The organism is Achromobacter aegrifaciens (assembly GCF_902859735.1).
GTDB lineage: Bacteria > Pseudomonadota > Gammaproteobacteria > Burkholderiales > Burkholderiaceae_B > Achromobacter > Achromobacter aegrifaciens.
The window spans coordinates 76,576-91,398 of the sequence record NZ_CADIJY010000012.1; the positions used below are offsets into that span (position 1 = coordinate 76,576).

A 14,823-nucleotide genomic window follows, 5' to 3' on the forward strand; every position below is an offset into this window, starting at 1 on the left:
GCCGGGTCAGGGCGCCGGCAAGGGCGTCAGCGCTTGCGGATCGGCGACGTGCAGCGTGAGGCTGCAACCATGGACCGAGGACAGATGCAGGGTGTTGAGAGCGATGCGTTTCTCGCGGGCATCGGCCGCCGCTTCCCCGCTATTGGGATTGACGTCGTACTTGGGAAAGTTGCTGCTGGATATGTCCAGGCGGATCCGGTGCCCCCGCTTGAACAGATTGCAGGTGGCGAAAGGCTCGATCGTGATTTCATAGACCTTGCCGGGCTCAAGCGCCGCCGGCTTTTCCCAGGACTCATGGAAGCGGCAGCGGAAGATGCCGTCGGTCAGGTTCAGCGCGTAGCCTTGCGGATAGTCGGGGTTGGCGGGATAGACGTCGATGAGCTTGGCGGTGAAGTCGGTGTCAGGGCAGTCGGACGAGATGCAGAGCTTGACCACGACCGGGCCGACGATGGCCAGGTCCTGCTCCAGCGGTTCGGTCTGGAATACGACGACGTCATCGCGTGAGGCCAGCGGCAGGCCGGGCTGCTCAATGCCGAAGAAGCGGGCGTCCTCGCGCTGGTCGAAGCCGCCGCCCACGAACACCGGCTGGCCGGACGTGAGCGCGCCGCCGATGGTGGGGACGGGGCGCCGAGGATCGGCCTGGTAGCGGATGCTGGCGTGCGTGGCCTGCGGCGGGTCCAGCCGCAAGCTGCCGTCGGCATGCAGAAAGTAGGGCGTGGCGCGGGCCTGCGGCACCGGCCAGGTCTCGGCCTGCACCCACTGGCCGCCATGCTCGAAGCGGCCCTGCGTGTCGCGCCGGCCGCTGCCGCCACCCATCAGGAATAGGCGCGCGGCTGGGTCGGAAGCGGCGGGGCTGGCGTTCTGCTGTAGCCAGCGGCGGAACCAGGACAGGCGGAACTCCAGCCAGTTGCGGGCGATGTGGCCGTCGAAGGCCGCCGTCGGCCCGAACTCGGCGTCGCCGCTGTGTGTGATGTTGCGGTCGCCGTGCAGCCAGGGACCCATGATGAGCCGCAGCGGCGCGTTCCTGCCGGCGCCCAGACCCTCGTAGTTCTCCATGGTCGTGCGCACGTAGGCGTCGTACCAGCTGGACATCAGCACGACCGGAATGTCGGGGATGGCGTCGTAGTAGCCCTGGGCATAGATGCCCAGCTGGCGCCAGGATTCGTCGAAGGACTCGGCGCGCCATTGTTCGAATAGATAGTCTTCGTACTCCGGCACGGCCGACAACGGCGAATGGCCGGGCCGCCAGGGCATGCGCGCGAACCACTGGCGGATGTCCTGGGCGTCGAGCGCGGCCAGCACTGCCGGGTTTTCCTGCGCGGCCGGGCTGAGCTTGGCCTGCTTGTAGGCCCAGGTCGCCTGTTTCAGTTCGAAGGCGCCGGATTGGCGGATGCCGCACTGGTAGCCGTTGGAAAAGCCGCCGGAATCCAGCACCATGCAGGCCAGGCCCGGCGGGTTCATGCAGGCCAGCGCCATCTGCGTGTGCGCGCCATAGGAAAGGCCCATGGTGCCCACCTTGCCGTTGCACCAGGGCTGGGCGGTTATCCACGCCATCGTGTCGAAGCCGTCCGGCCCTTCGGACAGGTACTTGGTGAACTGGCCCTCGGAATCGTAGCGGCCGCGGCAGTCCTGGAACACCACGGCGAAGCCGTGCTGCGCGAAATAGCGCGCGATGGCGGGGCGCGGCTGGCCCTGTTGGCCGTCGATCTGCTCGGAACGGGAGATGTCGGCCTTGCCATAGGGCGTGCGCTCAAGAATCACGGGTAGCGGCGCGTCCGTGCCGGCCCGGTAACCGGGGGGAAAATACACGTCGGTCGCCAGCAGCACGCCGTCGCGCATGCGCACTTTCTGGTTGGACAGGTCCGCGAGGGGGCGGGTGGGGCTCATTTTGCTTCCTGTATGTAGACCATGGAGGTCCGTTCCAGCTTGTTGGCGCGCACGACGATGCCGTCGCGGGCGGCCCAGAAAACGACTGGGAAATAGAGGGGCACGATGCCGACGTCGTTGAAGGCGGCTTCGGCGGCCTGGCGCAGCAGTTGGTTGCGGACGTCCGTGTCGAATTCGGTGGCGGCCCGAGCCAGCAGCCGGTCCACCTCGGGGTTGGAGTAGCGCGCGCGGTTGAACGCGCCTGTGCCGGCGGCCTTGTCGTAAGTGGCCAGCACGTTGGTCAGTCCGTTGGACGAATCGCTGGTGCTGTTGCCGTAGGAGAAGATGAAGGCGCTGTACTGCTGCTTGCTGCTGGCGCCGGCATAGACGTTGTAGGGCTGCGTGACCACGCCGTTGATGCGCAGGCCGGCGCGCGCCATCATCTGCGCCAACGCCTGCGCCAGGTCGCCGTCGCTGGCGAAGCGGTCGTTGGACGAATGCACGGTCAGGCCGAAACCCTGGGGATAGCCGGCCTCGGCCAGCAGCTTGCGCGCGCCTTCCAGGTCATAGGCGGGCGGCGCCAGCGTGGGCGAGTAGCCGCCCAGCCCTTGCGGCACCATCTGGCCCGCAGGCACGCCGGCGCCGCTCAGCAGACGGTCGGTGATGGGCTCGCGCATGAACATCATGGAGATCGCGCGGCGCACCCGCACGTCCTTCAAGGGATTGGCGTCCATGGGCTTGCCCTGGGCGTCGGTGACGTACGGACTCTTGTCGCGCGCCGAATCCAGCGCCAGGTAGATCAAGCGTGCCGAGGCCGACTGATACAGCGCGTAGCCGGGGCGGCTCTGCAGCTTCTTGGTGTCGGTGGGCGGTACGCTGTCGATCAGGTCGACCGAACCCGACAGCAGGGCGGCCAGGCGCGCGGCGTCGTTGGAGATGTAGCGGATCACGACGCGGTCGAAATCCGGCGACTTGCCCCAGTACTGCTCGTTGCGCTCCAGTTCCAGGCTGTCGCCCGGCTGCCAGCGCTTGTACTTGTAAGGGCCAGTGCCGATGGCGGCCGGGCCGGCATTGAAGTCTTCCGAGCTGCGCCCTTCGGCCGCGCGGCGCGACAGGATGTAGACCAGGCCGATCTGCTCCATCAGGTCGGGGGTGGGCTGCTTGCTGCGGATGCGCAGCGTCAGCGGGTTCACGATCTCGATGCCGGCGATGGAGCGCACCGCGCCGGTAAAGGGCGCCGGACTGTTCGGCACCTTGGGCGCGCGCTGCAGCGAGAACACCACGTCGTCGGCCGTGAACGGCGAGCCGTCATGGAAGCGCACGCCGGGGCGTAGCTGGATTTCCCAGAGCGTCGGCTCCAGCGCCTTCCACGACACCGCCAGGCCTGGGCGGATCTGCATGTTCTCGTCGGTCGATACCAGGCGCTCGAAGATGTTCTCGGCCGCAGCCTGGTTGTTGCCCGTGCGCGAGAACAGCGGGTCCATGGACGAGGGCTCGCTGGAGTGGCCGATCGTCAGCAAGGGGCGGGCGTACGTGCCCGCGGCGGCCGCCAGCAGCGCAGCGGCGAGCAGGGCCTGCAGGCCGCTGCGCAACAGGGAGGATTTGAGGCTTGCAGCTTTCATGGACGGATCGTTCCTTGCGCTGGCGCATCCAGCAGGTGACAGGCGGCGCGGTGGCCATTGCCCTGCTCCAGCAGCATGGGCTGCTCGGTCTTGCAGCGCGCCATGGCATGGGGACAGCGCGGATGGAAATGGCAGCCTGGCGGAGGATTCAGCGGCGAGGGGATCTCGCCCTTAATGGCGTGAAAGCGCCGCTTGCGGTTGGTCAGCCGCGGGACCTCTTCCAGCAGGGCCTGGGTATACGGATGCAGCGGCGTCTTGAAGATCTCGGCGGTGGGGCCGGATTCGACGATGCGGCCGAGGTACATGATGACGGTGCGGCCGCTGATGCGCTGCACCACGCCCAGGTCGTGGCTGATGAAGAGATAGGTCAGTCCCAGCGTCTCGCGCAGGTCCATGAAGAGATTCAGGATCTGCGCCTGGATCGAGACGTCGAGCGCGGCGATGGACTCGTCGCAGATGAGGAAGCGCGGCTTGACCGCCAGCGCGCGACCGATGCCCACGCGTTGGCGCTGGCCGCCGGAGAACTGGTGCGGAAAGCGGTTGCGGTAATCCGGATTCAGGCCCACTTGCCGCATGACCTCCACCACGTAGTCGTCGTAGTCGGGGCGCGCCACGATGCCGTGGGCGAGCGGGGCTTCGCCGATGATGTCGCGCACACGCTTGCGCGGATTCAGCGAGGACATCGGGTCCTGGAAGATCATCTGCGTGGACATGCGCTGGGCATGCGCGGCCTGCCCGGTCAGGGAAGACAGCTCGCCGGCCGGCGTCAGCAGGGTGCCGGAAGTGGGCGGCAGGATGCCGGCCAGCACGCGGCCCAGGGTGGACTTGCCGCAGCCGGATTCGCCGACCAGGCCCACGACTTCACCTTCATGGATGGACAGGTCCACGCGGTCCACCGCGTTCACCGTGTGCGACGCCACGCGCGCGCCCAGCAGCCCGGCCAACCTTTCGGCGTAATCGGGGCGCTTCACGAACAGGCGCGATACCTGCTGGGCCTGCATCAGGATGGGCGTGTTCAAGAGAGGGCTCCTGTCTGGGGATGAAAGCAGCGCAGCGTGCGTTCCTGCCCGGCCGTGATGTGCGGCTGTTCTTCGCGGCAATGCAGCGTGGCGTGCGCGCAGCGCGGGCTGAAGGCACAGCCCTGCGGCAGCGCGAGCGGAGAGGGCGCCATGCCGGGAATCTGGTAGAGGCGCGCGCCGCCCTGGTCGTTGCTGGGCACCGAGCCGATGAGGCCGACGGTGTAGGGATGGCGCGGATGGTCAAGGATGTCCGCGGTGGGGCCGGACTCCACCACCCGGCCCGCATACATCACGCAGACGCGGTCGGCCAGGCCGGCGACCACGGCCAGGTCGTGGCTGACCCAGACCATGGCGGTGCCGGTTTCGGCGCAGAGCTTCTGCATCTCGGCCAGGATCTGCGCCTGGATGGTCACGTCCAGCGCGGTGGTCGGCTCGTCGGCGATGATGAGGTCGGGTTTGTGCAGCATGGCGATGGCGATTGCCACGCGCTGGCGCATGCCGCCCGAGAGCTGGTGCGGGTAGGCCTTCAGGCGCTCTTCCGGTGAGGGGATGCCGACCGCGGCCAGCGTGTCGCGGGCGCGGGCCCAGGCGGCCTGTCGGCTGCAGCGCTCGTGCGCCCGCACCGTTTCGACCATCTGCGTTTCGATACGGAACACCGGGTTCAGGGTCATCATGGGATCCTGGAACACCATGGCGATGCGGTTGCCGCGCAGTTCGCGCAGCTCTTCGGCCGATAGCGTGGCCAGGTCACGACCCTTGAACAGGATCTGGCCGCCGTCGATGCGTCCGGGCGGGTCGATGAGGCCCAGCACGGAGAAGCCCGTGATGGACTTGCCCGAACCGGACTCGCCGACCAGGCCCAGGATCTCGCCCGGGTGGACGTCGAAGCTCACGTCGTCGACTGCGCGCACCACACCCGCTCGGGTGTGGAACCAGGTGCGCAGGTTCCTGACGGAAAGCGTGGGAATTGCCGGATTCATGGGGCTTCCTATTTCTGCAGGCGGGGGTTGAGCGCTTCGCGGATGCGATCGCCCACGATGTTCATGGTGAAGACCACCGTCAGCAGCAGGACGCCCGGATAGACGCTGATCCAGTACAGGCCGGCCAGCATCTGCTGGTAGCCGTTGGCGATCAGCAGACCCAGCGAGGGCTCGGTGACGGGCAGGCCGATGCCAAGGAAGCTGAGCGTGGCCTCCGCCGCGATGGCGTTGGCCGTCTGGATCATCGCGATCACGATGACGGGCGGCACGCAGTTGGGCAGCAATTGGCTGAAGAGCGCGCGCCGGTGGCTCAGGCCCAGGCAGAGCGCGGCCTCCATGTATTCCTTGCGTCGTTCGACCACGGCGGTGGCGCGCACCGCCCGCGCGAAGTAGGCCCACTGCACCACCACCAGGGCGAAGATGACCTTGTCCAGCCCTTGTCCCAGGATGGCCAGCATCATGAGCGCGACCAGGATGGTGGGAAAGCCTAGCATCAGGTCGACCAGCCGCATGATCAGGGTGTCCACGCGGCCGCCGAAGTAGGCGGCGGCCAGGCCCAGCACGGTGCCCACCACCATGGCGAACAGGCCGCTGAGCACGCCCACGCCCAGGCTGGTGCGCAGGCCATACATCATGGCCGACAGCATGTCGCGCCCCTGCGCGTCGGTGCCCAGCCAGTAGGTGTCGCCGTAGACGCCGACGCTGCCGGGCGGCAGGCGGCCGTCCAGGATGGTGATGGCGGCGAGGTCATAGGGATTCTGCGGCGCGATCCAGCTGGCGAACAGCGCGGCCAGGACCAGCACGCCCAGGATCGCGGCTGCGATGCTGGCGGCGCGGCTGTCGAGCACGCCGTACAGGGCCTGGCCCAGCGTCGTTTCGCGGTTGAGTTTCATGGCGGTGGTTTTCATTCGGCGGCCCCCACGCGGACACGGGGGTCGAGGACGGAGTAGATGATGTCCACCAGCAGATTGAGCAGGATGAACATGGTCACCACGATAAGCAGATAGGCGACCACGACGGGACGGTCCAGCTTCATGATGCTGTCAATGATGAGCTTGCCCACGCCGGGCCACGCAAAGATGGTTTCGGTGACCGTGGCGAACGCGATCATCGAGCCGAACTCCATGCCGACCACCGTTACGATGGGGATCATGATGTTCTTCAGCACATGCATATAGATCACGCGCGATTCGCGCAGGCCCTTGGCGCGCGCGAATTTCACGTAGTCCAGCGGCATGGTCTCGCGCACGCCGCTGCGCGTCAGGCGCACGATGAGGGCGATCTTGAAGAGCGCCAGGTTCAGCGCCGGCAGGATCAGGTGGCGGATGCCGTCCCAGGACGCCAGGCTGGTCTGGATGCCCAGCACTTCGCCGGTGGGGCCGCGCCCGGTGGATGGCAGCCAGCCCAGCGTCACCGAGAAGATCAGCACCAGCATGATGCCCTGCCAGAAATTGGGCAGGGAGAAGCCCAGGATGGAACCGGTCATGATGCCGCGGTCCAGCGCCGAATCCGGCTTCAGGCCAGCGACCAGGCCCAGCGGCAGGCCGATGGCCAGGGCCAGCAGCAGGGCGACGAAAGCCAGTTCCAGCGTGGCCGGCAGCCGCTGCAGGATGAGCTGGATGGCGGGCTGGTTGTAGACGAAGGACGTGCCCAGGTCTCCATGCAGCGCGTTGCCGACGAATTTCAGGTACTGCTGATAGAGCGGCAGGTCCAGGCCCAGCGACGCCACGGCCTGAGCGATTTCCGCCTGCGAGGCGTCGGCCGGCACCAGGATTTCGATGGGGTCGCCGATGGCATAGACGCCGGCGAACACGATGAGCGAGGTGAGGGCGAGGATCACGACGCTCTGGCAAAGCCGGCGGATGATGAACGCGGTCATGGCGCGGCGCTGCGACAGGACGGGCGTGGGGCTACGGCGCGCATTGGGGCTCCTTGCGATTCGGCGCTAATACGGATTGATTGCGGATTCGTGTATGGGCAGAATCCGCGGTTGCCGGCATGTTCTAGCCAACGCGGAGCCTTGGCAACCGTATGCTGGGCCGGCATGCGTCTATGTGAATTTCGCCAAATTTGGTGCTAACCCTAGGTATTGGGCAATGCGTCGCCGCCGGCGCGCCCGCGACAACAATGAATTTCAAGCAGCTAGAGGCCTTCGTGGCCTTCATGACCACCGGATCGACCATAGAGGCCGCGCAGCGGCTGGGAACGTCCCAGCCGGCGGTCAGCCGCCTGCTCAGCCAGTTCGAGTCCGATTTGGGGCTGCCGTTGTTCCTGCGACGCAAGGGGCGCCTGCATCCCAGCAGCGAGGCTGACGCCTTGCTGCCGGACGTGCAGAACATGATCCTCGATGCCAAGTCGCTGCAGCGGCACGTCAACCAGTTGCGGCTGGGTGGACTGCGACGCACGCTGATGCGCGTGCAGCTGCCTAGTTCGGTTGCCCAGACGGTGATGCCGGCCGTGGCGGAGTCCTTCCTGAACGACCATCCGGAGGTGGCGCTCGAGGTTCTGGTGGGTACCTACGAAACCAGCGAGGCCGCAGTGCTGGGCCGCGAGGCCGATCTGGCCCTGGTCCGTTCGCCCACCTTGAATTCCGGGTTGGAGACGGTCGCGCGCCTGAGCACGGACGCCGTGTGCATCGTGCCGCCCGGGCATGCGCTGCAAGCCCTGCCTGAGGTCGGGCCGGCTGATCTAATCGGAGTGGACATGGTGCTGCTGGGACGCCAGCGCCTGCTGCGCCAGCAGATCGACCACGTCTTCCGGCAGGGCGGCATGGTGCCGCAAATCCGGGCGGAAGTGCATTCGGTGGAAATGGCCTGCCGGCTGGTGGCGCGGGGCATAGGCGTGTCCGTGGTCAACGGCCTGTTCGCGCGCCTGTGCCAGGAGACTGGTGTGATCTGCAAGCGGTTTGCGCCGCGCATCGGCTACAGCCTGGGCATGGTCACGATTGCGGGCGAGCCGCGCAGCCCGCTGGTGCTGGAACTGTCGCGGCGCATCATCGACGAGATGTCGCGGGCCGCAGGCAGCGACGCCTTCGCGCTTATCGATCCTTGACGCGGACGGCTTGCGCCGGAAATGGCGGGTACTCAGGGAATCAGGGGGAAATCAAGGGCGCCTGCGCGGGCAGGCGCCGCCCGTGATGTTGATGCCTTTCAGCTGCCGCCCTGGTCGGCAGCGCGCAGGATGCCGTACAGCTTGTCCTTCAGGTGCAGTTTTTCTTTTTTGAGCACTTCAACCTCGTTGCCCGACGCCGGCTGGATGCCGGCCTCCATGTTCTTGATTTCCTGGTCCAGGTCATTGTGACGCTGGAACAGCGCGGAGAAATGCGCGTTTTCGGATTTCAGTTGGGTAATGAGGTGGCGGTATTCAGGGAACATAGGGGCCTCTTTAAAGAACCGGTTGATGGGCACTGCGGGAAACCGGGGAACCTGATGATCCATAAAGCTTTCGATTCCATGACACGCCAACCCCGCGCCGTTGTCAACCATCCGGGTGCTTGCAGTCCGTCCGAGAATTGATGTCGCGCAAGGCGCTGGCAAGGGCGTTATTCTGTCGTGCCTGATCACGTTTTATTACATGAAGATCCGTCCCCGGCGATAAACTCGCTTCCCCGTGGTCTGCCATAAATTTGAAATGAATCAGCGCGCGTCCATCCTTCGCCAAGTCTTACAGCTTTTCAAGCAGGACGGGAGGATCCATCCGGGTACGGGCATGATGAGCGGCGTGATCGCGCTGTTCCTGGCGATCCTGGCGGTCCTGGGCGTCCTGGCGTTCCATTTCCCCGCCTACCTGACCACTCCGGAGCTGCGCAGCTTCTACAACGTGGACGCGATGCGGGCCCTGCTGTTCACCGCGCTGCTGATTTCGGGCAGCATCGCGCTGGCCAACACCGTGCTGGGCCGCCAGCGCTGGCTGAACATCGCGGCCTTCGTGCTGGTGTGCGGCGCAGTGGCGGCGGGGGGCAGCAACGTGGTGGTGACCACGTCCAATACGGGCAACCATCCCTATCTGGGGCTGGATTGGTTCATCCTGGATCTGCTGGCGTCCAGCACGGTTTTCATCATTTTCGAGAAGCTGTTCCCGCTGTATCCGGGCCAGCCGGTGTTCCGCGGCGAATGGCAGGTGGACATGAAGCACTTCCTGTTCAACCACCTGTCGGTGGGGGCGGTGCTGCTGTGCATCAACTTCTTCGTGCACCGGCTGTTTTCCTGGGCGGCCTACGAACCGCTGCAGCAGGCCATCGTGTCGCTGCCTTACCTGGCAGAGCTGTTCGTGGCCGTGCTGGTGGCGGATCTGGTGCAGTACGCGGCGCACCGCGCCTATCACGAGGTGCCGTTCCTGTGGCGCATCCACGCGGTGCACCACAGTACCCGTACCCTGGATTGGCTGGCCGGTTCGCGCCTGCACATCGTCGAATTGCTGATCACGCGGGTCGCGGTGCTGGGCGTGCTGTTCGCGCTGGGCTTTTCCAAGCCGGTGCTGGACGCCTACATCATCATCGTCGGCTTCCAGGCGGTGCTGATCCATTCCAACGTGAGGCTGCCCTGGGGCTGGCTGCGCTACATCATTGTGACGCCGGACTTCCACCATTGGCACCATTCCTCGGATACCGAGGCCATCGACCGCAACTACGCCGCCCACTTCTCGTTCATCGATTACGCGTTCGGCACGGCGGTGCGCGGCGTGAGCAAGCGCCTGCCCGAGAACTACGGGATCCTGGATAACGACATGCCAGGCACGTTCCTGGCGCAGCAGGCCTACCCTTTCGCCCGCAAGAAATGAAACGGCGGCGCGCCCGATGCGCGCCGCCGTGGAAGTCAGAGCCAGCCGGCCATGCGCCCGGGCGCGGCCGGCGGGGACCTTACCTGCTGCCCTTGACGGTGGAGTAGGCCGCCATCAGGTTGCGGTAGTCGGGGATGTGGTTGGAGAACAGCGTCCCCAGGCCTTCGATGTCGTTGCGCCAGTCGCGGTGCAGTTCGCAGGCCACGCCGAACCAGCTCATCAGCTGTGCGCCGGCCTGTTCCATGCGGCTCCAGGCGGCATTGCGGGTCACTTCGTTGAAGGTGCCGGACGCGTCGGTCACGACGAACACGTCAAAGCCTTCCTCCAGGGCCGACAGCGCCGGGAAGGCCACGCAGACCTCGGTGACGACGCCGGCGATGATCAACTGCTTCTTGCCGGTGGCCTTGACGGCCTTGACGAAGTCTTCGTTGTCCCATGCATTGATGTTGCCCGGGCGGGCGATGTAGGGCGCCTTGGGGAATTTGTCTTTCAGCTCCTGGACCAGCGGGCCGTTGGGGCCGTCTTCGAAGCTGGTGGTCAGGATGGTGGGCAGCTTGAAGTATTCGGCCAGGTCGGCCAGCGCCAGGACGTTGTTCTTGAACTGGTCGGGCTGGAAGTCCCGGACCAGGGACAGCAGGCCCACCTGGTGGTCGACCAGCAGCACCGCGGCCTGGGTCTTGTCGAGTTTCACATAGGGCTTGGTCATTGCGTACTCCATGAGGGAATTGCGCGCCCTGCGGCGCGCGGGAAACCGGGCGGACTCAACGCTGCGAGTCGAGCTGTTCGCCCTTCTTGATGACTTCCTGGGCCCGGTTGTAGCTTTCGATCAGCAACTGATAGGGCGGGAAGATCTTGGTATAGACCTCGGCCCACTTGGCCGCGTCTTCGCGGTGCCAGGTCTTTTGCAGTTCCGCCGCGACGGCGCCCGTGTCCATGGGCACGACGCCGGCCTGCACCACGCGCGCCAGCGTGATTTCCTGGGCCATCTTGCTGTAGGTGCCCGAGGCGTCGACCACCACGAAGACCTTGTAGCCCTCGGCCACCGCGCTGATGGCGGGGAACGCCATGCAGACGCTGGTGATGGTGCCGGCAATGATCAGGGTCTTGCGGCCGGTCGCCTTGACCGCGGCAACGAATTCAGGGTTGTCCCAGGCATTGATTTCGCCTTTGCGCGCGACATATTTCGCGTGCGGGGCGTTTTCATGGATTTCAGGAATCAGAGGGCCATTGGGGCCCTGCGGCACGGAAGCGGTGGTGATGACGGGCAGCTTCGCCAGAGTGGCCATCGAGGCCAGCGCGCCGGCCAGCGAGCGCAGCTCGGTCATCGGCATGTCGGCAACCGTCTGGAACAGGCCGCTCTGGTGATCGATCAGCAGCATGACGGCATCGTTGGGATCGATGACGGGGCGCTGGCCATTGAAGTTGGCGGGGACGCTCATGGTGTGCTCCTGTTGACGTGGGGCTAACCATGCTAGGAGCAACGCTGGCCGCTGGGTAGGCGGGAGAAATGGGTTTCTGCGTCCCATTCGTCGGACGCTGCGGGCGGCCCCGAAGCTACTTCAGGGTGGGCACCTTGTGGCGCACCTGCGTGTCGTGTTCGCGCTTGGCCACTTCCTGGTACTCCGAACTGAGGAAGTCCAGCAGCTCGCGCACGCCGGGCAGCAGGCCGCGGCGCGACGGAAAGATGGCGTGCACGCTGCCGGCTTCCGGCTGCCAGGGAGCGCCTACGTCCACCAGGGTGCCCGCGTCCAGTTCCTCGCGGATCATCAGCAGGGGCAGGGAGACCACGCCCACGCCGCGCAAGGCGGCCTGCTTCAGCGCCAGCATGTCGTCCGTCACCAGGCGAGGCGTGAACGGCACGACGATGCGCGCGCCGTCCGGCCCGTCCAGCCGCCAATGGGATTCGCGCTGTTCCGTACCCAGGGCCAGCGTGGGCAGTTCGCTCAGGGCGTGCGGATCCGCAGGCAGCTTGATGCTGCGCGCCAGCGCCGGGCTGGCCACCAGGCACTGGCAGCTCATGCCCAGCGGTTTCATGATGAGGTCGCTGCTCTCGATGGGACCGAAGCGCACGCGCACCGCGATGTCGAAGCCCTCGCGCAGCACGTCCACGGGGCGGCTGAAGCTCTTCAGGTAGACGTGGACCTTGGGGCAGCGGACCATGAAGCGGGCCACCAGGTCGCCCAGGAAGTAGTAGATCAGCGCGGGCGGCGCGCTCATGCGTATGGTGCCTTGCGGTTCGGCGCGGGTGCGGTCGATGACTTCCTGGGCGGCTTCCGCGCCCGCCAGCATCGACAGGCATTGCTCGTAATATTCCTGACCCAATTCGGTCACGGCGAAGCTGCGAGTGGAACGCTGGATGAGCCGCACGCCGAGCCGGTCTTCCAGCAGCGCAATGCGCCGGCTCAGGCGGGATTTTGGTATGCCCAGCGCCCGTCCCGCGGGTGCGAATCCGCCGTTCTTGACGACCTGGACGAAGTAATAGAGGTCATTCAAGTCATGCATTGCTTCCCCGCTGTTCTGAAAATAGGACGTCTAGGGGAGCATATAACGGCTGCGGCACTGTGCGGGCAGGTTTTCTTTTACATTTGAGCGTACCTTCAGGAGCCACCATGCCAGCTTCCGACCCGGCGGCGCTCGCCCGTGAAATCAAGGCGGCGCAGGACCATGCCTCTTACATCGCGCCGGTCACGGCCCGGCGTCCACGCTTCGACCTGGATGCCGCCTATGACGTGGCTGCGCGCATCCATCAGGCGCGGCTGGCGGAAGGCGCGCTGCTGGTCGGCCGCAAGATAGGCTTCACCAATGCCGCGATGTGGGCGGCGCTGGGCGTGGATTTCCCCGTGTGGGGACGCGTTTATGAACACAGCGCGGTTTATGACGACACCGGCGAAGTCCATTGCCGCCTGGGCCGCTATGTCGAGCCGCGCATCGAACCCGAGATCGTGCTGCATTTCCATTGCGCGCCGCCGCGCACGCGGGAACTGGCCGCCATATTGGAATGCGTGGATTGGATCGCCCATGGGTTCGAATTGGTGCAGTCGCACTATCCCGCCTGGCAGTTCCAGGCCGCCGATACCGTGGCGGACAACGCCTTGCACGGCGCGCTTTACATCGGGCCGCTGATGGAGCCGGCCGAGCTCGGCCCGGGCTTGATCGAACGGCTGGCGGACTTCCGGGTGGAGCTGTCCTGCAACGGCATCCGCCGTGAAACCGGTGCGGGCGCCAACGTGCTGGGCAGTCCGCTGGCGGCGCTGGCCCATCTGCTGGAGGTGCTCGGGGAGCGTCCGGCCGACGAGGCGATCCAGGCGGGCGAACTGGTCACGACCGGAACGCTGACCAAGGCATATCCGGTGCACGCGGGCGAAACATGGAGCACCACGCTGGACGGCATCGGCTTGCCGGGCCTGCGCATCGTGTTCGACGAGTGAGCCCGCGCCGGTTGCCGGCGCGCAGGGACGCTAGGCGCTGGCGCGCTGGTTCAAGGTCAGCGGAAACACTTCCTGGCGCGCGGCGGGCGCGCCGCCATTCAGGCGCTGCAGCAGCAGTTCCCCGGCGCGGGCGCCCAGCTTGCGGCTGTCCACGCCGATGGTGCTCAGGCCGGGCTCGATTTCGCGGGCGATGTCGGTATCGCCGAAACCCAGGATGGCGATGTCGCGGGGAATTGCGAGTTTGCGGTCGCGCGCCTCGAACAGCGCGCCCACCGCCAGCAGGTCGTTGGCGCAGAACACGGCGTCAAAGGCCTGGCCCATGGCGAGCAGGCGGCCCAGGGCGGCGCGGCCATCGGCGATGGTTTGCGCATTGTCCACGGCCAGTTCGGCCACCACCTGCAGGCCCAGTCCGGCAGCGGCGGCATTGAAGCCCTGGCGCCGCAGTTCGCCGCGGCCGCCCTGGCGCGCCACGAAGGCGACGCGGCGGTAGCCGCGTTCGGCCAGATGGCGCGCTGCCATGACGCCGCCGTCATAGTTGGAAAAGCCCACCAGCATGTCGATCGGGTCGCGCGGATAGGCCCAGGTCTCCATGATGGGGATGCCCAGTTCGCGCAGCGACTGGCGGTTTTCCTCGAGCTCGATGACGCCGGTGAACAGCACCGCCGCGGGCCGCAAGGCGCGCAGCGACGCGATCATGCTGGTTTCCTTGGCGTAGGAATACGAGGTCTGTCCGACCATCAACTGGTAGCCCTGCGGCTCCAGCACTTCGGCGCAGCCCTGCACGGCCAGCGCGAACTGCTGGCTGAGGATGTTGGAGACGAACGCCGCCACCACGCTGGACTGCCCGGAGCGCAGGGCGCGCGCGTGCGGATTCGAGGCATAGCCGGTCTGCGCCACCACCTGCAGGATGCGGTCGCGCTTTTCCTGGGCCACTTTCTCGGGCTGGCGCAAGGCCCGCGACACCGTGATGGGCGATACGCCCGCCAGCCTGGCCACTTCCTCGATGCGCGGCGGCTTGGCGGGGGCGGCCGCGCGGGCGGGCGCGGCGGCGCCCTCGGGACGCACGCGCAGCACGTCGTCGTAGGTGGGGGCGGAAGGAGGCGCGGGCCGGTGGGTCATGCGATTTCTT

Annotated in this window: 14 protein-coding genes; 3 read left to right on the top strand and 11 right to left on the bottom strand. The window is 66.4% G+C overall.

The annotated features are described in order from the left end of the window. Positions 1-6: 6 nt before the first annotated feature. The 6 genes from HV766_RS24480 to HV766_RS24505 are packed head-to-tail and all read right to left on the bottom strand — an operon-like array spanning position 7 to position 7,366. Positions 7-1,887: a CocE/NonD family hydrolase gene (locus HV766_RS24480; RefSeq protein ID WP_175181989.1), complete on the bottom strand. Its 1,881-nt coding sequence runs from the start codon at positions 1,885-1,887 to the stop codon at positions 7-9. Continuing rightward, positions 1,884-3,488, bottom strand: coding sequence for an ABC transporter substrate-binding protein (locus tag HV766_RS24485; protein ID WP_175181990.1), 1,605 nt, complete (start codon positions 3,486-3,488; stop codon positions 1,884-1,886). Before HV766_RS24485 ends, HV766_RS24480 begins: the two co-directional genes overlap by 4 nt. Then, on the bottom strand, positions 3,485-4,507 hold the full coding sequence (locus tag HV766_RS24490) for an ABC transporter ATP-binding protein (protein ID WP_437340963.1): 1,023 nt from the start codon (positions 4,505-4,507) through the stop codon (positions 3,485-3,487). The genes HV766_RS24485 and HV766_RS24490 overlap by 4 nt, the downstream gene beginning before the upstream one ends. Continuing rightward, positions 4,504-5,487 (bottom strand): ABC transporter ATP-binding protein, encoded by a 984-nt coding sequence (locus tag HV766_RS24495; RefSeq protein WP_175181991.1) that lies wholly within the window; start codon positions 5,485-5,487, stop codon positions 4,504-4,506. The genes HV766_RS24490 and HV766_RS24495 overlap by 4 nt, the downstream gene beginning before the upstream one ends. Positions 5,488-5,495: 8 nt before the next feature. Then, entirely contained in the window at positions 5,496-6,395 is a 900-nt protein-coding gene (locus HV766_RS24500) for an ABC transporter permease (RefSeq protein WP_175181992.1), read from the bottom strand. Next, positions 6,392-7,366 (bottom strand): ABC transporter permease, encoded by a 975-nt coding sequence (locus HV766_RS24505; protein ID WP_175181993.1) that lies wholly within the window; start codon positions 7,364-7,366, stop codon positions 6,392-6,394. Before HV766_RS24505 ends, HV766_RS24500 begins: the two co-directional genes overlap by 4 nt. Before the next feature lie 248 nt (positions 7,367-7,614). Here HV766_RS24505 and HV766_RS24510 point away from each other — a divergent pair, with 248 nt between their 5' ends. After that, positions 7,615-8,538 (top strand): LysR family transcriptional regulator, encoded by a 924-nt coding sequence (locus tag HV766_RS24510; RefSeq protein WP_175181994.1) that lies wholly within the window; start codon positions 7,615-7,617, stop codon positions 8,536-8,538. A 98-nt stretch (positions 8,539-8,636) separates the two neighbouring features. Here the strand turns inward: HV766_RS24510 and HV766_RS24515 are convergent, their stop codons facing one another. After that, complete coding sequence (locus HV766_RS24515) at positions 8,637-8,861, bottom strand: HP1242/YdcH family protein (RefSeq protein WP_013395499.1); 225 nt, start codon at positions 8,859-8,861, stop codon at positions 8,637-8,639. A 256-nt stretch (positions 8,862-9,117) separates the two neighbouring features. Between HV766_RS24515 and HV766_RS24520 the strand changes: the two genes are divergently transcribed. After that, positions 9,118-10,266, top strand: a complete 1,149-nt coding sequence (locus HV766_RS24520) for a sterol desaturase family protein (protein WP_175181995.1) — start codon at positions 9,118-9,120, stop codon at positions 10,264-10,266. Between the two features lie 79 nt (positions 10,267-10,345). On the opposite strand, the gene ycaC is transcribed toward HV766_RS24520, so the two are convergent. From ycaC to HV766_RS24535, 3 genes are all read right to left on the bottom strand, one after another. Beyond that, the gene (gene ycaC / locus HV766_RS24525; RefSeq protein WP_054457839.1) at positions 10,346-10,972 is read right to left on the bottom strand and encodes an isochorismate family cysteine hydrolase YcaC; all 627 of its coding nucleotides are present in this window, start codon (positions 10,970-10,972) and stop codon (positions 10,346-10,348) included. A 55-nt stretch (positions 10,973-11,027) separates the two neighbouring features. Then, on the bottom strand, positions 11,028-11,705 hold the full coding sequence (locus HV766_RS24530) for a hydrolase (RefSeq protein ID WP_054457838.1): 678 nt from the start codon (positions 11,703-11,705) through the stop codon (positions 11,028-11,030). A gap of 115 nt (positions 11,706-11,820) precedes the next feature. Then, positions 11,821-12,768 (bottom strand): LysR substrate-binding domain-containing protein, encoded by a 948-nt coding sequence (locus HV766_RS24535; RefSeq protein WP_054457837.1) that lies wholly within the window; start codon positions 12,766-12,768, stop codon positions 11,821-11,823. A gap of 107 nt (positions 12,769-12,875) precedes the next feature. On the opposite strand from HV766_RS24535, the gene HV766_RS24540 reads away from it, so the two are divergent. Further along, on the top strand, positions 12,876-13,694 hold the full coding sequence (locus HV766_RS24540) for a 2-keto-4-pentenoate hydratase (protein ID WP_119450638.1): 819 nt from the start codon (positions 12,876-12,878) through the stop codon (positions 13,692-13,694). A gap of 30 nt (positions 13,695-13,724) precedes the next feature. Here the strand turns inward: HV766_RS24540 and HV766_RS24545 are convergent, their stop codons facing one another. Next, a complete protein-coding gene (locus HV766_RS24545; protein WP_054457835.1) occupies positions 13,725-14,813 on the bottom strand; it encodes a LacI family DNA-binding transcriptional regulator in 1,089 nt (362 codons plus the stop codon). Positions 14,814-14,823 lie beyond the last annotated feature (10 nt).

Coding starts and splice junctions, on each gene's coding strand:
- HV766_RS24480 (WP_175181989.1), bottom strand. CDS start 1,887: ATGAGCCCCACCCGCCCCCTCGCGGACCTGTCCAACCAGAAAGTGCGC.
- HV766_RS24485 (WP_175181990.1), bottom strand. CDS start 3,488: ATGAAAGCTGCAAGCCTCAAATCCTCCCTGTTGCGCAGCGGCCTGCAG.
- HV766_RS24495 (WP_175181991.1), bottom strand. CDS start 5,487: ATGAATCCGGCAATTCCCACGCTTTCCGTCAGGAACCTGCGCACCTGG.
- HV766_RS24500 (WP_175181992.1), bottom strand. CDS start 6,395: ATGAAAACCACCGCCATGAAACTCAACCGCGAAACGACGCTGGGCCAG.
- HV766_RS24505 (WP_175181993.1), bottom strand. CDS start 7,366: ATGACCGCGTTCATCATCCGCCGGCTTTGCCAGAGCGTCGTGATCCTC.
- HV766_RS24510 (WP_175181994.1), top strand. CDS start 7,615: ATGAATTTCAAGCAGCTAGAGGCCTTCGTGGCCTTCATGACCACCGGA.
- HV766_RS24515 (WP_013395499.1), bottom strand. CDS start 8,861: ATGTTCCCTGAATACCGCCACCTCATTACCCAACTGAAATCCGAAAAC.
- HV766_RS24520 (WP_175181995.1), top strand. CDS start 9,118: ATGAATCAGCGCGCGTCCATCCTTCGCCAAGTCTTACAGCTTTTCAAG.
- ycaC (WP_054457839.1), bottom strand. CDS start 10,972: ATGACCAAGCCCTATGTGAAACTCGACAAGACCCAGGCCGCGGTGCTG.
- HV766_RS24530 (WP_054457838.1), bottom strand. CDS start 11,705: ATGAGCGTCCCCGCCAACTTCAATGGCCAGCGCCCCGTCATCGATCCC.
- HV766_RS24535 (WP_054457837.1), bottom strand. CDS start 12,768: ATGCATGACTTGAATGACCTCTATTACTTCGTCCAGGTCGTCAAGAAC.
- HV766_RS24540 (WP_119450638.1), top strand. CDS start 12,876: ATGCCAGCTTCCGACCCGGCGGCGCTCGCCCGTGAAATCAAGGCGGCG.
- HV766_RS24545 (WP_054457835.1), bottom strand. CDS start 14,813: ATGACCCACCGGCCCGCGCCTCCTTCCGCCCCCACCTACGACGACGTG.